15 protein-coding genes and 1 pseudogene are annotated in these 17,004 nt (G+C 72.0%); 12 read left to right on the top strand and 4 right to left on the bottom strand.

The features are described from left to right. Window positions 1-50: 50 nt before the first annotated feature. Window positions 51-1,916, top strand: coding sequence for an HAD-IA family hydrolase (locus R4Z63_RS03665; RefSeq protein ID WP_384454000.1), 1,866 nt, complete (start codon window positions 51-53; stop codon window positions 1,914-1,916). A 209-nt stretch (window positions 1,917-2,125) separates the two neighbouring features. Beyond that, entirely contained in the window at window positions 2,126-3,481 is a 1,356-nt protein-coding gene (gene gdhA, locus R4Z63_RS03660; protein WP_384453997.1) for an NADP-specific glutamate dehydrogenase, read from the top strand. Between the two features lie 21 nt (window positions 3,482-3,502). Here the strand turns inward: gdhA and R4Z63_RS03655 are convergent, their stop codons facing one another. Further along, window positions 3,503-4,150: a TetR family transcriptional regulator gene (locus R4Z63_RS03655; RefSeq protein WP_037928869.1), complete on the bottom strand. Its 648-nt coding sequence runs from the start codon at window positions 4,148-4,150 to the stop codon at window positions 3,503-3,505. Window positions 4,151-4,234: 84 nt separating this feature from the next. Between R4Z63_RS03655 and R4Z63_RS03650 the strand changes: the two genes are divergently transcribed. The 4 genes from R4Z63_RS03650 to R4Z63_RS03635 all read left to right on the top strand — a co-directional run bounded on the left by R4Z63_RS03650 (window position 4,235) and on the right by R4Z63_RS03635 (window position 5,625). Then, the gene (locus tag R4Z63_RS03650) at window positions 4,235-4,441 is read left to right on the top strand and encodes a hypothetical protein (protein ID WP_370466624.1); all 207 of its coding nucleotides are present in this window, start codon (window positions 4,235-4,237) and stop codon (window positions 4,439-4,441) included. A gap of 5 nt (window positions 4,442-4,446) precedes the next feature. Continuing rightward, window positions 4,447-4,719, top strand: coding sequence for a DUF4190 domain-containing protein (locus tag R4Z63_RS03645; protein ID WP_384453993.1), 273 nt, complete (start codon window positions 4,447-4,449; stop codon window positions 4,717-4,719). Window positions 4,720-4,837: 118 nt separating this feature from the next. Continuing rightward, window positions 4,838-5,230: a YciI family protein gene (locus R4Z63_RS03640; protein ID WP_384453990.1), complete on the top strand. Its 393-nt coding sequence runs from the start codon at window positions 4,838-4,840 to the stop codon at window positions 5,228-5,230. 248 nt (window positions 5,231-5,478) lie between these two features. Beyond that, a complete protein-coding gene (locus R4Z63_RS03635; RefSeq protein WP_157840316.1) occupies window positions 5,479-5,625 on the top strand; it encodes a hypothetical protein in 147 nt (48 codons plus the stop codon). Here R4Z63_RS03635 and R4Z63_RS03630 read toward each other — a convergent pair. Then, window positions 5,622-5,987, bottom strand: a complete 366-nt coding sequence (locus R4Z63_RS03630) for a hypothetical protein (protein WP_037928860.1) — start codon at window positions 5,985-5,987, stop codon at window positions 5,622-5,624. The two genes, R4Z63_RS03635 and R4Z63_RS03630, sit on opposite strands and share 4 nt — an antisense overlap. A gap of 162 nt (window positions 5,988-6,149) precedes the next feature. Next, window positions 6,150-6,527: an FKBP-type peptidyl-prolyl cis-trans isomerase gene (locus R4Z63_RS03625; protein ID WP_384453986.1), complete on the bottom strand. Its 378-nt coding sequence runs from the start codon at window positions 6,525-6,527 to the stop codon at window positions 6,150-6,152. 1,082 nt (window positions 6,528-7,609) lie between these two features. Between R4Z63_RS03625 and lanL the strand changes: the two genes are divergently transcribed. The 5 genes and pseudogenes from lanL to ctaD all read left to right on the top strand — a co-directional run bounded on the left by lanL (window position 7,610) and on the right by ctaD (window position 14,664). Beyond that, window positions 7,610-10,282, top strand: a complete 2,673-nt coding sequence (lanL, locus tag R4Z63_RS03620) for a class IV lanthionine synthetase LanL (protein WP_384453983.1) — start codon at window positions 7,610-7,612, stop codon at window positions 10,280-10,282. Window positions 10,283-10,322: 40 nt separating this feature from the next. Beyond that, window positions 10,323-10,478 (top strand): VenA family class IV lanthipeptide, encoded by a 156-nt coding sequence (locus tag R4Z63_RS03615; protein WP_172671412.1) that lies wholly within the window; start codon window positions 10,323-10,325, stop codon window positions 10,476-10,478. A gap of 321 nt (window positions 10,479-10,799) precedes the next feature. Beyond that, a pseudogene (locus R4Z63_RS03610) lies at window positions 10,800-11,871 on the top strand (ABC transporter ATP-binding protein). Continuing rightward, entirely contained in the window at window positions 11,868-12,740 is an 873-nt protein-coding gene (locus tag R4Z63_RS03605; RefSeq protein ID WP_370466627.1) for an ABC transporter permease, read from the top strand. Before R4Z63_RS03610 ends, R4Z63_RS03605 begins: the two are co-directional and overlap by 4 nt. Before the next feature lie 277 nt (window positions 12,741-13,017). Continuing rightward, on the top strand, window positions 13,018-14,664 hold the full coding sequence (gene ctaD / locus R4Z63_RS03600) for an aa3-type cytochrome oxidase subunit I (RefSeq protein ID WP_052031325.1): 1,647 nt from the start codon (window positions 13,018-13,020) through the stop codon (window positions 14,662-14,664). A gap of 663 nt (window positions 14,665-15,327) precedes the next feature. Here the strand turns inward: ctaD and R4Z63_RS03595 are convergent. Further along, the gene (locus tag R4Z63_RS03595) at window positions 15,328-16,035 is read right to left on the bottom strand and encodes a response regulator (RefSeq protein ID WP_037928848.1); all 708 of its coding nucleotides are present in this window, start codon (window positions 16,033-16,035) and stop codon (window positions 15,328-15,330) included. A gap of 325 nt (window positions 16,036-16,360) precedes the next feature. Between R4Z63_RS03595 and R4Z63_RS03590 the strand changes: the two genes are divergently transcribed. Beyond that, the gene (locus R4Z63_RS03590; RefSeq protein WP_384456075.1) at window positions 16,361-16,960 is read left to right on the top strand and encodes a CBS domain-containing protein; all 600 of its coding nucleotides are present in this window, start codon (window positions 16,361-16,363) and stop codon (window positions 16,958-16,960) included. Window positions 16,961-17,004: the final 44 nt, after the last annotated feature.

Here is a 17,004-nt window from a genome sequence, read left to right as displayed (position 1 = left end):
GGCCGCCCGGCCGCGACCCCACCACCCCGCACCGGAAAGAGACCCCGTTCGTGACGTCCTCGCACTCTCCCGTCCCGACCACGCTGCAAGCCGTCCTCTTCGACATGGACGGCACCCTCGTCGACACCGAGCGGCTCTGGTGGGACACCGTGGCGGAGGCGGCCGAGCGGCTCGGGCACGTCCTCCTCGAAACCGACCAGCCGGACGTGCTAGGCCGGCCGGTGGAGCACACCGCCGGCGTCCTCGCCGCCCGCAGCGGCGCCCCCGCCGCAGCGATCGCGGCCCAGCTGCACCGGGCCTTCGCCGACCGGGTCCGTACCCGCGTCGTCCCCCGGCCCGGCGCGCTGGCCCTGCTCGGTGCACTGCGTGCCGAAGGCGTCCCCACCGCCCTGGTCACCGCCTCCCCCAGGGAGGTCGCCGAGACCGTGGTGGCCGCCCTCGCGGAGGAGGGCCACGGCGGCTTCACGGTCACTGTCACCGCCGACGACACCGCGCTCACCAAGCCCCACCCCGACCCCTACCTCGCGGCCTGCCGCGCCCTGCGGGTCGCGCCCGCCGCCTGCGTGGCCGTCGAGGACACCCCCACCGGCATCGCCTCGGCCGAAGCAGCCGGCTGCCAGGTCCTCGCCGTGCCCTCCGTCACCGGGATCGATGCGGCCCCGGGCCGTACCGTGCTGGACTCACTGGAAGAGGCCACCCCGGACCGGCTGCGGGCCCTGGTCGCCGACGCACCGGCACCGCGGTTCCTCGTCCCCGGGTTCACCACCCGCCGCGCCCGCGCCGGCCGGCCCTTCACCGCCCGCGTCGCGGGCCTCCTGCGCGGCGCGGCCCGTCCGGTGACCTTCGCCGCCGCCGACCGCCCCGACTGGCTCACCGTCCACGCCGACGGCACCCTCGCCGGTACCCCGTCGCCCCTGCCGGGGCAGGACTCCGCCGCCGTGGCCGTGGCCACGGCCGAGATCACCGCGGTCGACGCGCACGGCGCCACCGCCCACCTCACCGTCCGTATCCCCGTGGCGGCCGCGGACGCACCCGCGCTCGACCGGGTCCGGGTGATGAGCTGGAACCTGTGGCTCGGCGGCAGCCCCGTCGACGCCCACCGCGACAAGCAGCTGGCCGTGCTCCTCGCCGCCGACGTCGACGCCGTCGGCCTCCAGGAGACCGCCGTGCACGCCGCGCCCGAACTCGCCGACGCGCTCGGCTGGTTCCACCACAGCGCCGGGGAGAACCTCGCGATCCTCAGCCGCCACCCGGTCGTGGACACCCTCGGTGACCCGGAGGTCGGCTTCTACGGGGCGGCCGGGGCCCGGATCCGGCTCGACGAGCGTCCCGACGGCGCCCCGCATGAGCTGGTGCTGTGGACCGCCCACCTCAACCACACGCCGTACGGCCCCTACGACGCCTGCTTCGACGGCCTGGCCGCACCCGAACTGAAAGCCCGTGAGGAGGAGTCGGGGAGGGTCCGGCAGATCAACGCGGTCCTGGACCGGATGGCGCCGGACCTCGCCGCCGCCGATCGCACCCCGGTCCTGCTCGTGGGGGACTTCAACGCCCCCTCGCACCTGGACTGGACGCCCACGGCAGCCCCGCTGCACGGCGGCTACGGACCGGTGGACTGGCCCGTCTCCCGCGCCGTGGAACGGGCGGGGCTGCGCGACTCCTACCGCGAGGCCCACCCGGACCCGGTGGTGGCTCCCGGAACCACCTGGTCGCCCGTCCACCCGTGGCATGAGGACGGCAGCGGCCGCCCGGAACCGCAGGACCGGATCGACTTCGTGCTCCACTCCGGCGACCGCCTCACCGTCGTCGACTCCACGACCCTGGCCACGGGCCGCATCGCCCCCTGGCCGGAGGTCGCGGCCAACGACTGGCCCTCCGACCACGCTGCCGTGGTCACCACCTTCCGCTTCTCCTGACGGCCGCGCGGGACGGCCCACCCCCACCGCGCGGCGACGGCGGCCCGGGGGTAAGGCCGCTGACACGCTTTTTTGTCCGCGGGGCAGAAGCCTTGTCCGGAGCGGCACCGCGCGCGGTAGCCTCCGCGAAGGAGCCGCTCTGCGGAAGAACTCTTCCGAAAGCGCGTGTTCGCGGCGCGCTGTCCGTGCAAACCGACGGAAGGACATACGTGAAGGACTCGAAGGACAGGCTGGAAACGCTGCGGGCCGAGATCGAGCGCCGCAACCCCGCACAGCCCGAGTTCCACCAGGCGGTAGGGGAGGTCCTCGACACCCTGGCCCCCGTCTTCACCGCCCGCCCCGAGTATGCCGACCCGGCCGTGGCCCTGGTGGAGCGGCTCACCGAGCCCGAGCGGCAGATCGTCTTCCGTGTCCCGTGGCAGGACGACCGGGGCCGGGTCCACGTCAACCGCGGCTACCGCGTCGAGTTCAACAGCGCGCTCGGCCCGTACAAGGGAGGTCTGCGCTTCCACCCGTCGGTGGACATCGGCGTCGTGAAGTTCCTCGGCTTCGAGCAGATCTTCAAGAACGCGCTGACCGGCCTCGGGATCGGCGGCGGCAAGGGTGGCAGCGACTTCGACCCGCACGGCAGGTCGGACGCCGAGGTCATGCGGTTCTGCCAGTCCTTCATGACCGAACTGCACCGGCACATCGGGGAGCACACCGACGTCCCCGCCGGGGACATCGGCGTCGGCGGCCGTGAGATCGGCTACCTCTTCGGCCAGTACCGGCGCATCACCAACCGCTGGGAGGCCGGCGTCCTGACCGGCAAGGGCCAGAGCTGGGGCGGCTCCGCGATCCGGCCCCAGGCGACCGGCTACGGCAGCGTGCTGTTCGCCGCCGAGATGCTCAAGGTCCGCGGCGCGTCGCTGGACGGGCTGACGGCGGTCGTCTCCGGCTCCGGCAACGTCGCGCTGTACACGGTCGAGAAGCTGCAACAGCTCGGCGCCAACCCGCTGACCTGCTCGGACTCCCACGGCTACGTCGTCGACGACAAGGGCATCGACCTGGCACTGCTCAAGCAGGTCAAGGAGGTCGAGCGCGGGCGGGTGAGCGAGTACGCGGCGCGCCGCGGATCCTCGGCACGGTTCGTGCCCGGCGGGCGGGTCTGGGAGGTACCCGCGGACGTCGCCTTCCCGTCCGCCACGCAGAACGAACTGGACGCGCAGGACGCCCGTACCCTCGTCGCGGGCGGGGTCAGGGCCGTCTCCGAGGGCGCCAACATGCCGACCACGCCCGAGGCCGTGCGGATCCTGCGGGAGGCCGGGGTCGCCTTCGGGCCGGGCAAGGCCGCCAACGCGGGCGGTGTCGCGGTCAGCGCCCTGGAGATGAGCCAGAACGCCGGCCGTGTGGCCTGGAGCGCGCAGCGGGTGGAGGACGAACTGGCCGCCACCATGCGGGCGATCCACGCGGTCGCCCACGAGACCGCCGAGCGGTACGGAGCCCCGGGCGACTACGTCACCGGCGCGAACATCGCGGGATTCGAGCGGGTGGCGGACGCGATGCTGGCCCAGGGCGTCATCTGATCCGACGCCCACGCCGCGCCGTCACCCCGTCACCCCGTCGGCCGGCCCGTCGGCCCAGTGCACCCGCCCGAGGTGGATCAGGCGCAGCTGGGCGAGGGCCGTGCCGGTGGCGGCCGACCAGTCCTCGCCCCGGAGGGATGCGGTCAGGAACGCCGAGGCCGTCATGAACATGTGGTCCACCAGCAGCCGTGACAGCATGGTCACGTCATCGGCCTGCCAGCCCGCGCTCACGGGATCGGAACCGAGCGCGGCGCCCGTCTCGTCGGCGAAGACGTCCAGTTGCGCGGCGATGGCATCGCGCACCACCGCCACCCCGCCGTGGCGTTCACGGACCAGGAAGCGGACGTGCGCCGGTCGCTCGCGCACGAGTGCGGCGATGAGCCGCACCGCGGCACCGCCGCGCTGTTCGGCGTCACCACTCGCGTCGAGGATCTCCCGCACCGTCCCGTGCAGGCTGTCCAGTGCCTCCTCCACCAGCGCGGTTCCCAGCTCGTCCATGTCGCCGAAGTGCCGGTAGAAGGCGGTGGGGGCGACTCCGGCCGCCCGGGTCACCTCCCGGAGTCCGAGGCTGCCGAAGCTGCGCTCCGCCAGCTCCGACAGGGCCGCGTCCAGGAGAGCGCGCCGGGTGCGGCGGCGCCGGGTCTCGCGAAGGCCGGTCTGAGCACTCATGGCGCGAAGTCAACCGCGTCACAGTCGTCCGCCGCCAGCATGATGCAAACTGAACCGGGTAGTCAGTGAACAACTGTTACCGGAATGGAGGACGTTCTCATGCTCTTCCTCGTAGGCGCGCTGCTGGTGCTCGGCGTCGTCCTCGGCACCGTGGCCCATGTGCCCGCCCCCGTGAGTGCGGTCGCCGGTCTCGCCATCGCCTGCTGGCTCGCCCTCTTCGCCGCACGCGAGCACCTCTCCGGACACCGCCGGGCCGGACGGCTCGGCCACGACCCCCGGGGTGTCCGATGACCCCGATGACGGATCCCCGTACCCCGGCCCGGGCCCCGGCCGGTACCCCTGACGCCGACGCGATGGCCGTCACCGGCTTCGTCCTCGGCCTGGTGGGGCTGCTGGTGATGAACCTGATCCTCGGCCCGACCGCCGTCGTCCTCGGCGCCCTCGCACTCCTGCGGAACACGAGCAGGCCCGGCCGGGCCCGCCTGGCCGTCGGCCTGGGCCTCGCCGACGTGGCACTCCTCGCCTGCCTCGTCACCGCCGACGGGACCTGGTCGTGGAGCCTGGCCTGAGGTCCCCGGACCGCGGGCCGACCGGGACGGTCCGGCGCCACCGATGAGTTCTCCGGCCGCCGCCGGTCTACCTCTTCGTCAGGATGCGGAGCGCAGTCGCCCCGGAAGGGTGAGGAACATGAAGTACATGATCCAGATGAACGTACCGGCCGCAGAGTGGGACGCCCTCATGTCGTCGTACTCCGAGGAGGACATGAGGGCCATGTTCGCGCACATGGACGCCCTCAACAACGAACTCACCTCCACCGGGGAATGGGTGGACGGGCAGGGCCTCGGCGGCCCCGCGCTGGTCAAGACGGTGCGGGCCGGGAGCGACGGCCGGCCCCGGGTGACCGACGGGCCTGCTCGGGCGGGCGACATCCTGGCCGGGTACTGGGTCGTCGACGTCACGGGCGAGGAGCGGGCCCTGGAGATCGCCGCACGGGCGTCCGCCTGCCCCGGACCGGGCGGGAAGCCCGGCAGCGACCCGGTCGAGGTGCACCCGATTCCGGCGGACCCGACGGCTGCCTGAGCCGCGGGCCCGCCGGACTGCAAAGCCGCCTGCCCGGCGACCGGAGACCGCTCGGGGCCGGCCTGGTGAACCTGTACGCCGGACGGCGGCGCGGCGGGTGGCAGCGGTGGCAGTCCCCCGGGGCGCCCGCGAGGCTCGGTACCGAAGGGCGACCGCGAGGAAGGGACAGGGCGATGCCGGAGGCCACACACGTGCGAACGGTTCTGAAACGGACCAATCTGCTGCCTGCGTTCCTGGTGCTCACGGCCATGACCATTGCCCTGTGGCTGACGGGCATGCCGTTCCTCCAGGCCCTGACGATCTCCACCGGAGTGAAGATCGCGATGGCGCTGCTCGAACTCCGGCGACTGCCCGCCCCCGCCGGCGAGACGGCCGCGGAGCAGCCACAGCACTAGGACCTGCGGCGCAGGGCGCGGCGGACCACGACCACGACGATCAGCAGCAGGACGACCACGACCACGACGATCACGAGCTTCTTCAGCCAGCTGCTCTTCTTCTTGCTCTTCTTCTTGCCCTTCTTGACCCCGGTTGCGGCCTGGGCCTGGGACGACGTCGGTGCCCGGAACGCAGTCGCCGCGCCGGTGCCGGCGAGGGCGCCGCCCTGCGGCAGGGCCGTGGCGGCGGGAGCGTGGCGGGCGGCCGGAGCTGCCGCCGAGGCGGTCGCCGCGGGACCCCAGACCAGTCCGGCGAGCACGAGGATCCCGGCGATCGCCCACGCGACCGCGGGGCGCCTCTTCGGGTGGCCGTGACCTGTCATTTCTCTTCCCCCTGTTCTCCCGTACCGATCCGGGACCGGTGGTTTCCGGAAGGCCGGGGCTCGAAAGCATCGTCGACGAGTTCGACCGAGCCCGCAAGGACATGGACCGTCCGGGCGTGCGGCCATGCGCCGGTACCGGTCGCGGGCCCGGCCGTGCACCCCTCAGACCACGGAGAGCAGGTCCACCACGAAGACCAGGGTGGAACCCGCAGGGATCAACGGCGAGGGGGAGCGGTCGCCGTAGCCGAGGCGCGGCGGAATGATGATCTCGCGACGACCGCCGACCCTCATTCCTCTGATCCCCCGGTCCCAGCCCTTGATGACCCTGCCGCCGCCCACGGCGAACTTGAACGGTTGGCCCCGGTCCCAAGAGGCGTCGAACTCCGCTCCGGACGCGAAGGTGACCCCGACGTAGTGGACGCGGACGACCCTGCCCGGCTTCGCCTCGGCGCCGTCCCCGATAAGGAGGTCCCGGACCGTCAGTTCCTGCGGAGCCTCTCCCTCGGGACGTTCGATCTCGGGCTTCGTCGGTTCAGTCATCACAGCAATCCCTCGTACGGACCGGCCGGGCGCACGGTCACTCCGTACGCTGGACGATCACGCTACCGAGAACGCGGACCGGTCGGAGCGCGTCCCCCGCGGAGCGGTGCGGGAGGAATCCGCTCGGCGGAAGCCGGGCGGGACGGCGGCAGGTGAGGTGAAAGGGCCGCTCATTCAGGCCGTCAAGTCCGCCCCGTGCTCCCCACGGACCACGGTTGTGGCGTTCCGGTACCTGCACCGGGCCGGCGAGCATGCCCGATGACGGACCACGGCAGCCGCAAATTTCAGAACTGCCCCAATGGAAAGCCAAGGTGCTGTGCACCTCTACCGTATCGCCCGTCTCGTCGGCAGAGCACCGTTCGATCACCGTTCGATCGATCATGGAGGGGTCGTTTTCGCGGTTTTCGGCCGCATCGTGAGGGCTGAGCGAAATTCAAGGGGCTGGGAGATTGCGTTTGAGTGCAGCCCAGGACCGTGATCGGGATTCACGGCGGCGCGATCTGTCGCGTTCCGTAGCCGGCCCATAGCGTGGCGAAATCGGGCCCTTTACTCGGCGCTCCTCGGCGGCGAAGCTTTGGGCCGGGGCATCGCCCGGTGTCGCCCTCGCGACGGATACCGCGACACGGCCGGAGCCTGGCGTTCTCTTGGGATGGGGCAGGTCGAAACAGAGGGGGCGGGTGGAAGGCCCACATCGGATCCGGAGTTCGGCAGGAAGTGCAGGGCAGGGCGTTCGCGTTCGTTGCCGACGGTGTGGATTTCTGCGGTGTGTTCAGGAGTTGGCTGCATGGGTGGGCGGTCCGTATTCATGCTCGGCGGAATCCTCTATGAGGAATGGAGAAGGTCTCGATCCCGGCCGGCTTCTGTTGTTGTTCACGGATGACTCCGGCCGCAAGGTAATCCGGAGGAATGGGGATGGGCGCCTTTGTGCGCCCGCGTGCACTCCGTTCTCCGCGCCGTTCGAGAGCATCCGGCACCGTCAACGACACAGTGCGCTCGCTGCGCCGGGTGACGCGGGCACGCACGCTCTATATGTTCCGAAGGCATAGTCCAATCTGCAGTCCTCGCGGTGGAGAGGGATGGGCATGACGAGCCAGGCAAGCGAAGTCGAACTCCGGGACCTGCTGGGCAGGTCACTGGAGGCCACGGGGCAGGCCGCGCAGTGGACCGTGGACACGGACACGACGTGGTGCCGCCTCACACCCGCCTCCGCGGCGCAACGCAAGCAGGGCTGGAAGCTGCACGTGTCGGCCACGTCCGCCTCCGCTCCCGCGGTGCTGGCGCGGTCCCTGGACGTGCTCCTGCTGCGGGACTCCATGTTCAAGTTCGCCCGGTCCCTGGAACAGGTGAGCGCGCTCAACTCCCGGGCCACACCGAGGGGCAACTCGGGCAAGTTCATCACCGTCTACCCCCGCTCCGACGCCGACGCGGCCGCGATCGCGCTGGAACTGCACCAGGCCACGGCGGGCCTCGCCGGCCCGCGGATCCTGTCGGACCAGCCCTACGCCGCGAACAGCCTGGTGCACTACCGCTACGGGGCGTTCGTCGCCCGTCAACGGCTCTCCGATTCGGGCCTGTTGGTGTGGTACATGGAGGACCCGGACGGCAACCCCGTGGAAGACGTCCGTACCGGCCGCTATTCCCCGCCGTCCTGGGCGGTGAGCCCGTTCCCGGCCTCGGTGCCTGCCGCGCCGACCGAGGAGCGGGCCACGACGGCCCCGGTACTGCTGGGCGGCCGCTTCTCGGTACGGGAGGCGATCCGCCACACGAACAAGGGCGGTGTCTACCGGGGGAGGGACGTCACCTCGAACGCGCCGGTGGTCATCAAGGAGGCGCGGCCGCACGTGGAAGCCGACGCCTCCGGATCCGACGTACGCGACTGGCTGCGCGTGGAGGCCCGGGTACTGGAGTTCCTCGACGGCACGGGCCTCGCCCCGCGGCTCCTTGCGGTGTTCGAGCACGGCGGACACCTCTTCCTGGCCGAGGAGGAGATCCCGGGCGTCCCGCTGCGCAACTGGGTCGCCGAGCGCTTCCGCGACATCGGGGGCGAGCGCTACCGCGCCGAGGCCCTGGCCCAGGCGGGCCGCCTGGTGGATCTCCTCGCCGAGGCCCACGCACGGGGCTGCGTCCTGCGGGACTTCACGCCCGGCAACATCATGGTCCGGCCCGACGGTGAACTGCGCCTCATCGACCTGGAGCTCGCCGTCCTCAAGGACGACGTCCCGCTCCCGACCACGGTGGGGACCCCCGGCTTCAGCGCCCCCGAGCGGCTGGCCGGCGCGCCGGTCTCGCCCACGGCCGACTACTACAGCCTGGGTGCCGCCGTGTGCTTCGTCCTCACCGGAAAGGTCCCCAGCCTGCTGGCCGAGGAGCCCGCGGCCAGGACCGCGCACGAGCGGCTCGCCGGGTGGCTGGCCGCCTGTGACGACGTGCTGCGGCTGCCCGAGGGCCTGACCGAGATGATCCTCGGGCTGATGAGTGACGACCCCGCCGAGCGCTGGGACCCCGAACGGGCCGGCGCGGCCCTCCGCCGGGCGGTACGCGGACCTGCGGCCCGGGCCGCCGCGGGACCGGCCCATCCGACCTCGCGGTCCGACGCGACGCAGGGCGCGGTGGCGGGGATGGTGGACCACCTCATCGGTTCGATGACCCCGCAGGACGAACGCCGCCTGTGGCCGGTGTCCACCATGGCGGGGGAGACCGACCCGTGCACGGTGCAGCAGGGCGCCGCAGGTGTGCTCGCGGTCCTGACCCGCTACTTCGAGTTGACCGGCGACGGGCGCCTGCCGGAGGTGCTCTCCACGGCGGGACACTGGATGGCGGCGCGGACGGACACCCGCTCCACGCGATCCGGCCTGCACTTCGGCGGCCGGGGGACCGCATGGGCGCTGTACGAAGCCGGCCGGGTCCTCGACGACCGTGTGCTCGTCGAGCACGCGACGGCTCTGGCCCTGGCCCCCCAGGAACCGGCACCCCATCACGACATCACCCACGGCCGGGCGGGCAGCGGACTGGCCGCCGCCCACCTCTGGTACCGCACGGGGGACCAGCGTTTCGCCGAACGCGTCGTCGAGGCGGCCGACGCGCTGGCCGCCGCTGCCACGTCCGAGCCGTCCGGTGTCAGCTGGCCCGCGCCCCCCGAAGTGGTCACCGGGAGCGTCGGCGAACGCTATCTCGGCTTCGCCCACGGGACGGCCGGCATCGGATGCTTCCTGCTCGCCGCTTCAGCCGTCACGGGCCGTCAGGAAGACCGGGACCTGGCCCGGGCGGCGGGGGACGCACTGGTGGCCGCCTCCCTGACGGTCGGTGGGGCGGCACAGTGGCCCTCCAAGGCCGGCGACGTGCCGACCGCCCCGTACTGGTGCCACGGTTCCGCGGGGATCGGCTCCTTCCTGCTCCGGCTGTGGCAGGCCACCGGCGACGACCGGTACGGCGATCTCGCCCTGGCGGCGACGAAGGCCGTGGTGGAGCGGGCCTCGCGCGCCCCCCTCGCCCAATGCCATGGCTTGGCGGGCAACGGCGACTTCCTCCTCGACATGGCCGCCGCCACGGGGGATCCCGCCCACCACGCGTCGGCCGAGGCCCTGGCCCGCCTCATCACCGCCGAACAGATCCACCGCAACGGCCACGTCGTCTTCCCCAACGAGTACGGGGACGTCTCGACGGGCTGGAGCGACGGGTCCGCAGGAATCCTGGCGTTCCTCCTGCGGACCCGCCACACAGACTCCCGGCTCTGGATGATCCAGCAGCCGGGCTGACAGGAAACCCTGTCGACACCACCGAGAGAAGGAGATAGTCATGGAGAACCGCGACCTCGAACTGCTGGCTCACCTGCACGCCCTTCCGGAGACCGACCCGATCGGCGCCGACGGAGTTGCGTTCGCCGACACGTGTGCGTGCGTCGGCCTGCTCACGCTCCTCAACACCGTCTGCGTCGGCATCAGCTGCGCCTGACCCAGGCCGTAGCAGCCCGCGCGGATCCGATACCGCCCGGCGGCCTCGTCAACCGCTCCGCTGTTGACGAGGCAATGAACGCCGGTCGCCCGTAGGCCAGCCACCCCCAGTGCACCCGCGTCGCCAGCCGATCAGGGCAGCACGAGGGATCCCGGCCGACCTCCGGCCGGTGGCCGCCCCCGCGGCAGCCACCGGCCGGAGCGTCCGGCCCCCGCCTTCACGGGGCACGAAGCATCGGCCCCCGAGCACCACACCGCCCCTTCGACCCAGCGCGCGCCCAAGTCCGTGGACGACACCCAGCAGACGAGGACCTGAGTGACCATGCAGCCGCACGCCGGTGCCGATGCCCCCACACGGGTGCCCCTTCCGACCTCAGCCACGGCCCCGGACGGCGCGCGGCCAGCGGCCCGGGGGCCGTACGCCATCAGCACCCGCGGCCTGGTCAAGAGCTACCCCGGCCCGGACGGCACCCTCACCCCCGCCGTGCGCGGCCTGGACCTCGACGTACACCAGGGCGAAACCTTCGCGTTCCTCGGCCCCAACGGCGCGGGGAAGTCGACCACCATCTCCCTCCTGTGCGCCCTGGCCCGCCCCACTGCCGGAACGGCCACGGTGGCAGGCGTCGACGTCCTCACCCACCCGGGCCAGGTCCGCCGCCAGGTCGGCATGCTCTTCCAGCACAGCGCACTCGACATGGAACTGACGGTGCAGCAGAACCTGGGCGTCCACGCCCGGCTGTACGGCATGAGCCGCCGCGACGCCCGACGGCGCACCACCGAGACCCTCGATGCCATCGGCCTCGGCGACCGGCGGCGGGCCCCGGTCCGCACCCTCTCCGGCGGCATGCGCCGCCGCCTCGAACTCGCCCGCGGGCCTCCTCCACGAGCCGCGGGTCCTCTTCCTCGACGAGCCCACCACCGGACTCGACCCCCACGCGCGCGCGCAGGTCTGGGACTACCTGCGCCAGCTGCGCGAACGGCAGGGGACCACCCTCTTCGTCACCACCCACTACCTCGACGAGGCCGAGAACTGCGACCGCCTCGCCATCATCGACGGCGGCCGCCTGGTCGCGCAGGGGGCGCCGGCCGCCCTGAAGGCCGCCATCGGCAGCGACCGGGTGGTCCTGCGCACCCACGACGACCCCGCTGCCGAACGCGTCGTGCGCCGCGCCGCCCCGCCGGGCACCCGTACTGCCGTCGGCGCCGACGGGATCAGCCTGCGCCTGCCCGACGGCAGCTCCTGGATCCCCCGCCTGTGCGCGGCCCTCGCCGCGGAGGGCATCCCCGTCCGGGCCGCCTCGGCGACCCCGCCGACCCTCGACGACGTCTTCTTCCACCACACCGGCCGCAGCATCCACACTGCAGGGCCCAAGGCGGCGGGTGAGGGCCTGTGACCGCCCCCGCCGTCACCGCGCCGGGAAACCCCGACGGCCACGCCGACCCGTATCCGGCATCCCCGGCCCGCCTGCGCCGGGAACTGCGCGCGGTCCACGCCCTGGTCCACCGCGACCTGCTGCGCCTGTCCTTGCAGCGCACCCACACCGCGCTGATGCTGATCCAGCCGGTGCTCTACCTCTTCATCCTCGGAGGCGGTCTGGCCGCCCTGATTCCCACCGCCGCGCTCGGCGTGGGCTACCAGGTGTACCTCTTCCCCGGCATGCTGATGATGACCGTCCAGAGCCCCGCCATCATGGTCGGCATCCGCCTCATCACCGACCGGCAGAGCGGATACCTGCGGGAACTCCTGATGGCCCCGGTCAGCCGCGCCACCCTGCTCCTGGGCAACTGCGCGGGCGGCACCGTGGTCGCCACCGTCCAGGGCGCCGTCCTCCTCGCCCTGGCCGGCACGGTCGGCCTGCCCTACGACCCGCTGCTGCTGGCCCTGCTCCTCGCCGGCATGATCCTGGCCTCCTTCACCATCACCGCCCTGGCGCTCGCCCTGGCCGTCAGCCTCGGTCGCGCCGAGCTCTTCCACATGCTCCTCGGCCTGGTGATGATGCCGCTGCTCTTCCTGTCCGGAGGCTTCTTCCCCCTCGACAACCTGCCCGGCTGGGCACGTGGGCTGGCCTCCCTGAACCCCCTCGCCTACGGCGTGGACCTGCTGCGCCGCTCCATCAGCCTGCGCGTGCCCGACCAGACGACCGCGGCCGGCATCGAATGGTTCGGCCACCAACCCCCGCTCCTCCTGGAAGCCGCAGCCCTCCTCGTCGCGGGCGTCCTCGCCCTCCTCTACGCCACCCGGCGCTTCAGCCGCCCGGAATGACCCCGACCGCACGGGTCCCGGCCGGCGGACGGCGACCGGGCGCGGGCGCCGCTTCCCCGGCCCCACCGTGCGGCAGGAACAGGCCGTTCGGCCCTGCCCGGGCGGGGCCGGGGGGACTGTTCGGCCCTGTCCGGGCCGCCGACCCCACGCCGATCATGAAGCGGTGCCGGGAGGCGCGGCGGATCCCCCGTCCGCAGCACCTCCCGGTCCGTCATGTGTACGGCCGACAGGGAGGCACCGTCCGGTGGACGTGGCAGGAACGAAGAACACGGCGGGTGTGGCGCAGACCCCGCATCACGCGATACCCGGAGGGACGGGCCGGGCTTCGTGGGTGGAGTGGCTGACGACCACCGACCACAAGAAGATCGGCACGATGTACCTGGTGAGCGCCTTCGGATTCTTCGTCCTGGGTGGTGCCATGGCGTTGATGATGCGCGCGGAGTTGGCCCGTCCGGGTACGCAGATCATGTCGAACGAGCAGTTCAACCAGGCGTTCACCATGCACGGCTCGATCATGCTGCTGATGTTCGCCATGCCGTTGTTCACCGGCTTCGCGAACTGGATCATGCCGCTGCAGATCGGCGCGCCCGATGTCGCCTTCCCCCGGCTCAACATGCTCGCCTTCTGGCTCTTCCTGTTCGGTTCGCTCATCGCGGCCTTCGGGTTCCTCACCCCGGGCGGTGCGGCCGACTTCGGCTGGTTCCTGTACGCGCCGCTGTCGGACGCGGTGCACTCCCCGGGCCTCGGCGCGGACATGTGGATCATGGGCGTGGCGCTGTCCGGCTTCGGCTCCATCGCCGGCGCGGTCAACTTCATCACCACGATCATCTGCATGCGCGCTCCGGGCATGACGATGTTCCGGATGCCGATCTTCACCTGGAACGTGCTCCTGACGGCGCTGCTGGTCCTGATCGTCTTCCCGGTGCTGGCCGCGGCCCTCTTCGCCCTCGAATGCGACCGCACGTTCGGCTCCCACGTCTTCGACGCGGCCAACGGCGGCGCCCTGTTGTGGCAGCATCTGTTCTGGTTCTTCGGCCACCCCGAGGTCTACATCCTCGCCCTGCCGTTCTTCGGCATCGTCTCGGAGATCATTCCGGTCTTCTCGCGCAAGCCGATGTTCGGTTACATCGGCCTGATCGCCGCGACGATCGCGATCGCCGGCCTCTCTGTGACCGTGTGGGCGCACCACATGTACGTCACCGGCGGTGTGCTGCTGCCGTTCTTCTCCTTTATGACCTTCCTGATCGCGGTACCGACCGGTGTGAAGTTCTTCAACTGGATCGGCACCATGTGGAAGGGCTCACTGTCCTTCGAGACCCCGATGCTCTGGACGATCGGCTTCCTGGTCACCTTCGTCTTCGGTGGCCTGACCGGCGTCATCCTGGCCTCACCCCCGATGGACTTCCACCTCTCCGACTCCTACTTCGTGGTCGCGCACTTCCACTACACCGTCTTCGGCACCGTGGTGTACGCGATGTTCGCCGGCTTCCACTTCTGGTGGCCGAAGTTCACCGGCACGATGCTGGACGAGCGCCTCGGCAAGATCACCTTCTGGACCCTCACGGCCGGCTTCCACCTCACCTTCCTCGTACAGCACTGGCTGGGCGCGGAGGGCATGCCGCGCCGCTACGCCGACTACCTCGCCGCGGATGGCTTCACCGGGCTCAACACCCTCTCCACCATCGGCTCGTTCCTGCTCGGCCTGTCGATCCTGCCGTTCTTCTACAACGTGTGGAAGACCGCCCGGTACGGCAAGAAGGTCGAGGTCGACGACCCGTGGGGCTACGGCCGTTCCCTTGAGTGGGCGACCTCCTGCCCGCCGCCGCGGCACAACTTCCGCGCCCTGCCGCGCATCCGTAGCGAGTCGCCCGCCTTCGACCTCCACCACCCCGAGATCGCCGCCCTCGAACCGGCCGCTCACTGAGCCGGCGCCGGGCTCCGCACGGCTCAGGCAAGGAGAAGCCCATGTCCCACGTGCTGACGGCACTCGGTGTCGCGGTCCTCTGTGTGTCCGGCAGTGTCTGGTACGTCCCCGCGATCACCGACATACGCGCGGGCGCCGACCGCCCGGTGTCCCGCAGGCTGGGCCGCCACGGCCTGCCTCACGGGCTGGGGGACCGCCGCATTCGTCACGCTGCTGCTCCTGGCGGCAGCGCCCCGGGGGCTCGTCGCTCTCGCGGCGGTGGCCGGAACGGCCGCCTCCTGCGCCCTGGCCGTCCAGGGCCGCGTCCAGCACGGCGCGGAGCAGCGGGAGGAGGCCGGACGCTGGTCGGCGCTGGGTCACCCGCCTCCCGCGCGTACCGGCGCCCTGCCGCGGCGCGCGCCGTTACGGCCTGGGCCGTGGCCGGGTTCACCCTCATACCGGGAACGGCGGTCGCGACGTTCCTCGCCCGCTGGTGAAGACCCGGCGGGGAGGACGGACCGTGGCACGGACCACCGCCCTTCCGCGGTGCCGAGTGTCCCCGGTCCGGCACCAGGGTTGTCATGGACACGTGTATGGGCCCGGCTCGTTCCGGCGGCGGCGCTGTCGAGGCCGCCACCGGAACGAGCCGGGCCCATCCCGCAGTCGGGGGAACCGGTTCTGTTCCTATTCGGTCGCCTGCACGGGATGCTGACGGGGCGGGGTGAGCGCGTGGCTGGCGATCACCGCGGCCTGGACTCGGCGTTCGACGCCCAGCTTGGTGAACAGCCGGGAGATGATGTTCTTGACGGTCTTCTCGGCCAGGTAGAGCCGCTGTCCGATCTCCTTGTTGGTGAGCCCTTCACTGACCAGGACCAGGATCTCCTTCTCCCGGTCGGTGAATCCGGGCAGGCCGGGTGCCGCCTCCTCCGGGGGGACCTCGCCGCGCATCCTCGCCATCAGCCGGGTGGTGGCCCCGGGGTCGAGCATCGACTGGCCCGCGGCGACCGTGCGTACGGCGTTGACCAGGTCGGTGCCGGAGATCTGCTTCAGAACGTAGCCGGACGCGCCGGCCATGACGGCGTCCAGCAGTGCTTCCTCGTCGTCGAACGAGGTGAGCATCAAGCACGCGAGGTCCGGCATCCGCGAGCGCAACTCCCGGCACACGCTGACCCCGTCGCCGTCCTGGAGCCGCACGTCCAGGATCGCGACCTGGGGGCGCAGCGCGGGGATGCGGACCAACGCCTGCTCGGCCGTGGACGCCTCACCGACCACGGTCACGTCGGGCTCGGCGTCCAACAGGTCGTGCACACCCCGGCGCACCACCTCGTGGTCGTCGAGGAGGAAGACGCTGATGGGCGTCTGCGCGGGGGAAGGGGTGCCGCTGGGGGGCATGGATTCTCTCCTTGGCATGGTTCCGTCCGGCACACGCGCGAACGCTGCCCATGGTGCCTTCCACAAGAGGCCGAAGGACAGGGCCGATCGGCCCTGTCCCGGCCGCCGGTGCGGTGGAGCGCCGCGGAGGTTCCCTCCCGGACCCGCGCCTCGAGGGTGGTTGCCGGGTGGGCCGCCGCGCCGGAGGGGCCGCGTCCCGGAACGCGGAGGACGGCCGGCACCGCGGCGGGGCCGGTCGGCCCCTGTCCGGTGGATTCCGGTGCGGCGCAGGCTGGGGTGGTCGGAAAGGCCGGAAGGGGCGAGCGTGCCGGAGGTGAGGTTCACGATGAAGACACCCCTGGTGGGTCAGGTGATGACCCGCGACGTCGTCGCGGCCCGCGCCGGGACGTCCGCGAGGCGACTGGAACAGCTGATGGACCGTCACCGGATCGGCGGCGTGCCCGTGGTGGACGAGGACGACAAGGTGGTGGGTGTGGTCTCCCGCACCGACCTCACCCGCAGGCCGGGCGAGTCCGGCCGGGCCGCGGGCCTTGTGACGGCCGCCAAGCTGATGACGACGCCGGCCGTGACGGTCCATCCGGAGCAGCGAGTGGCCGAGGCCGCCCGTGTCATGGAGCGCAGGCAGGTCGACCGGCTGCCGGTGGTGGACGAAGAGGACCGTCTCATCGGCATCACCACCCGCCGCGACCTGCTGAGGGTCTTCCTGCGGACGGACGAGGAGATCCGCGCCGAGGTCGCGGCGGAGATCACGTCCCGTCTGCCACCGTCCGCCGACGACCTCCTGCGGATCCACGTGCGGGAGGGCGTCGTCACCCTCCACGGGCTGCCCTGCTCCACCACCGATCCCTTCGCCCTGCTGCGAGCGGCCTGGCGGGTGGACGGGGTGCTGGGCGTCGTGCCGCGGCTGACCACCGCGCCGTCATGACGACCCGGCGCCCCGCTGCACCGGAGCCGGTCCCCTCGCCAGGG

The organism is Streptomyces sp. PL-29, from assembly GCF_058344425.1.
This window is presented reverse-complemented; position numbering and strand designations above follow the sequence as displayed.

Coding starts and splice junctions, on each gene's coding strand:
- R4Z63_RS03655 (WP_037928869.1), bottom strand. CDS start 4,150: ATGAGTGCTCAGACCGGCCTTCGCGAGACCCGGCGCCGCCGCACCCGG.
- R4Z63_RS03650 (WP_370466624.1), top strand. CDS start 4,235: ATGGAGGACGTTCTCATGCTCTTCCTCGTAGGCGCGCTGCTGGTGCTC.
- R4Z63_RS03645 (WP_384453993.1), top strand. CDS start 4,447: ATGACGGATCCCCGTACCCCGGCCCGGGCCCCGGCCGGTACCCCTGAC.
- R4Z63_RS03640 (WP_384453990.1), top strand. CDS start 4,838: ATGAAGTACATGATCCAGATGAACGTACCGGCCGCAGAGTGGGACGCC.
- R4Z63_RS03635 (WP_157840316.1), top strand. CDS start 5,479: ATGACCATTGCCCTGTGGCTGACGGGCATGCCGTTCCTCCAGGCCCTG.
- R4Z63_RS03630 (WP_037928860.1), bottom strand. CDS start 5,987: ATGACAGGTCACGGCCACCCGAAGAGGCGCCCCGCGGTCGCGTGGGCG.
- R4Z63_RS03625 (WP_384453986.1), bottom strand. CDS start 6,527: ATGACTGAACCGACGAAGCCCGAGATCGAACGTCCCGAGGGAGAGGCT.
- lanL (WP_384453983.1), top strand. CDS start 7,610: ATGACGAGCCAGGCAAGCGAAGTCGAACTCCGGGACCTGCTGGGCAGG.
- R4Z63_RS03615 (WP_172671412.1), top strand. CDS start 10,323: ATGGAGAACCGCGACCTCGAACTGCTGGCTCACCTGCACGCCCTTCCG.
- R4Z63_RS03595 (WP_037928848.1), bottom strand. CDS start 16,035: ATGCCCCCCAGCGGCACCCCTTCCCCCGCGCAGACGCCCATCAGCGTC.
- R4Z63_RS03590 (WP_384456075.1), top strand. CDS start 16,361: ATGAAGACACCCCTGGTGGGTCAGGTGATGACCCGCGACGTCGTCGCG.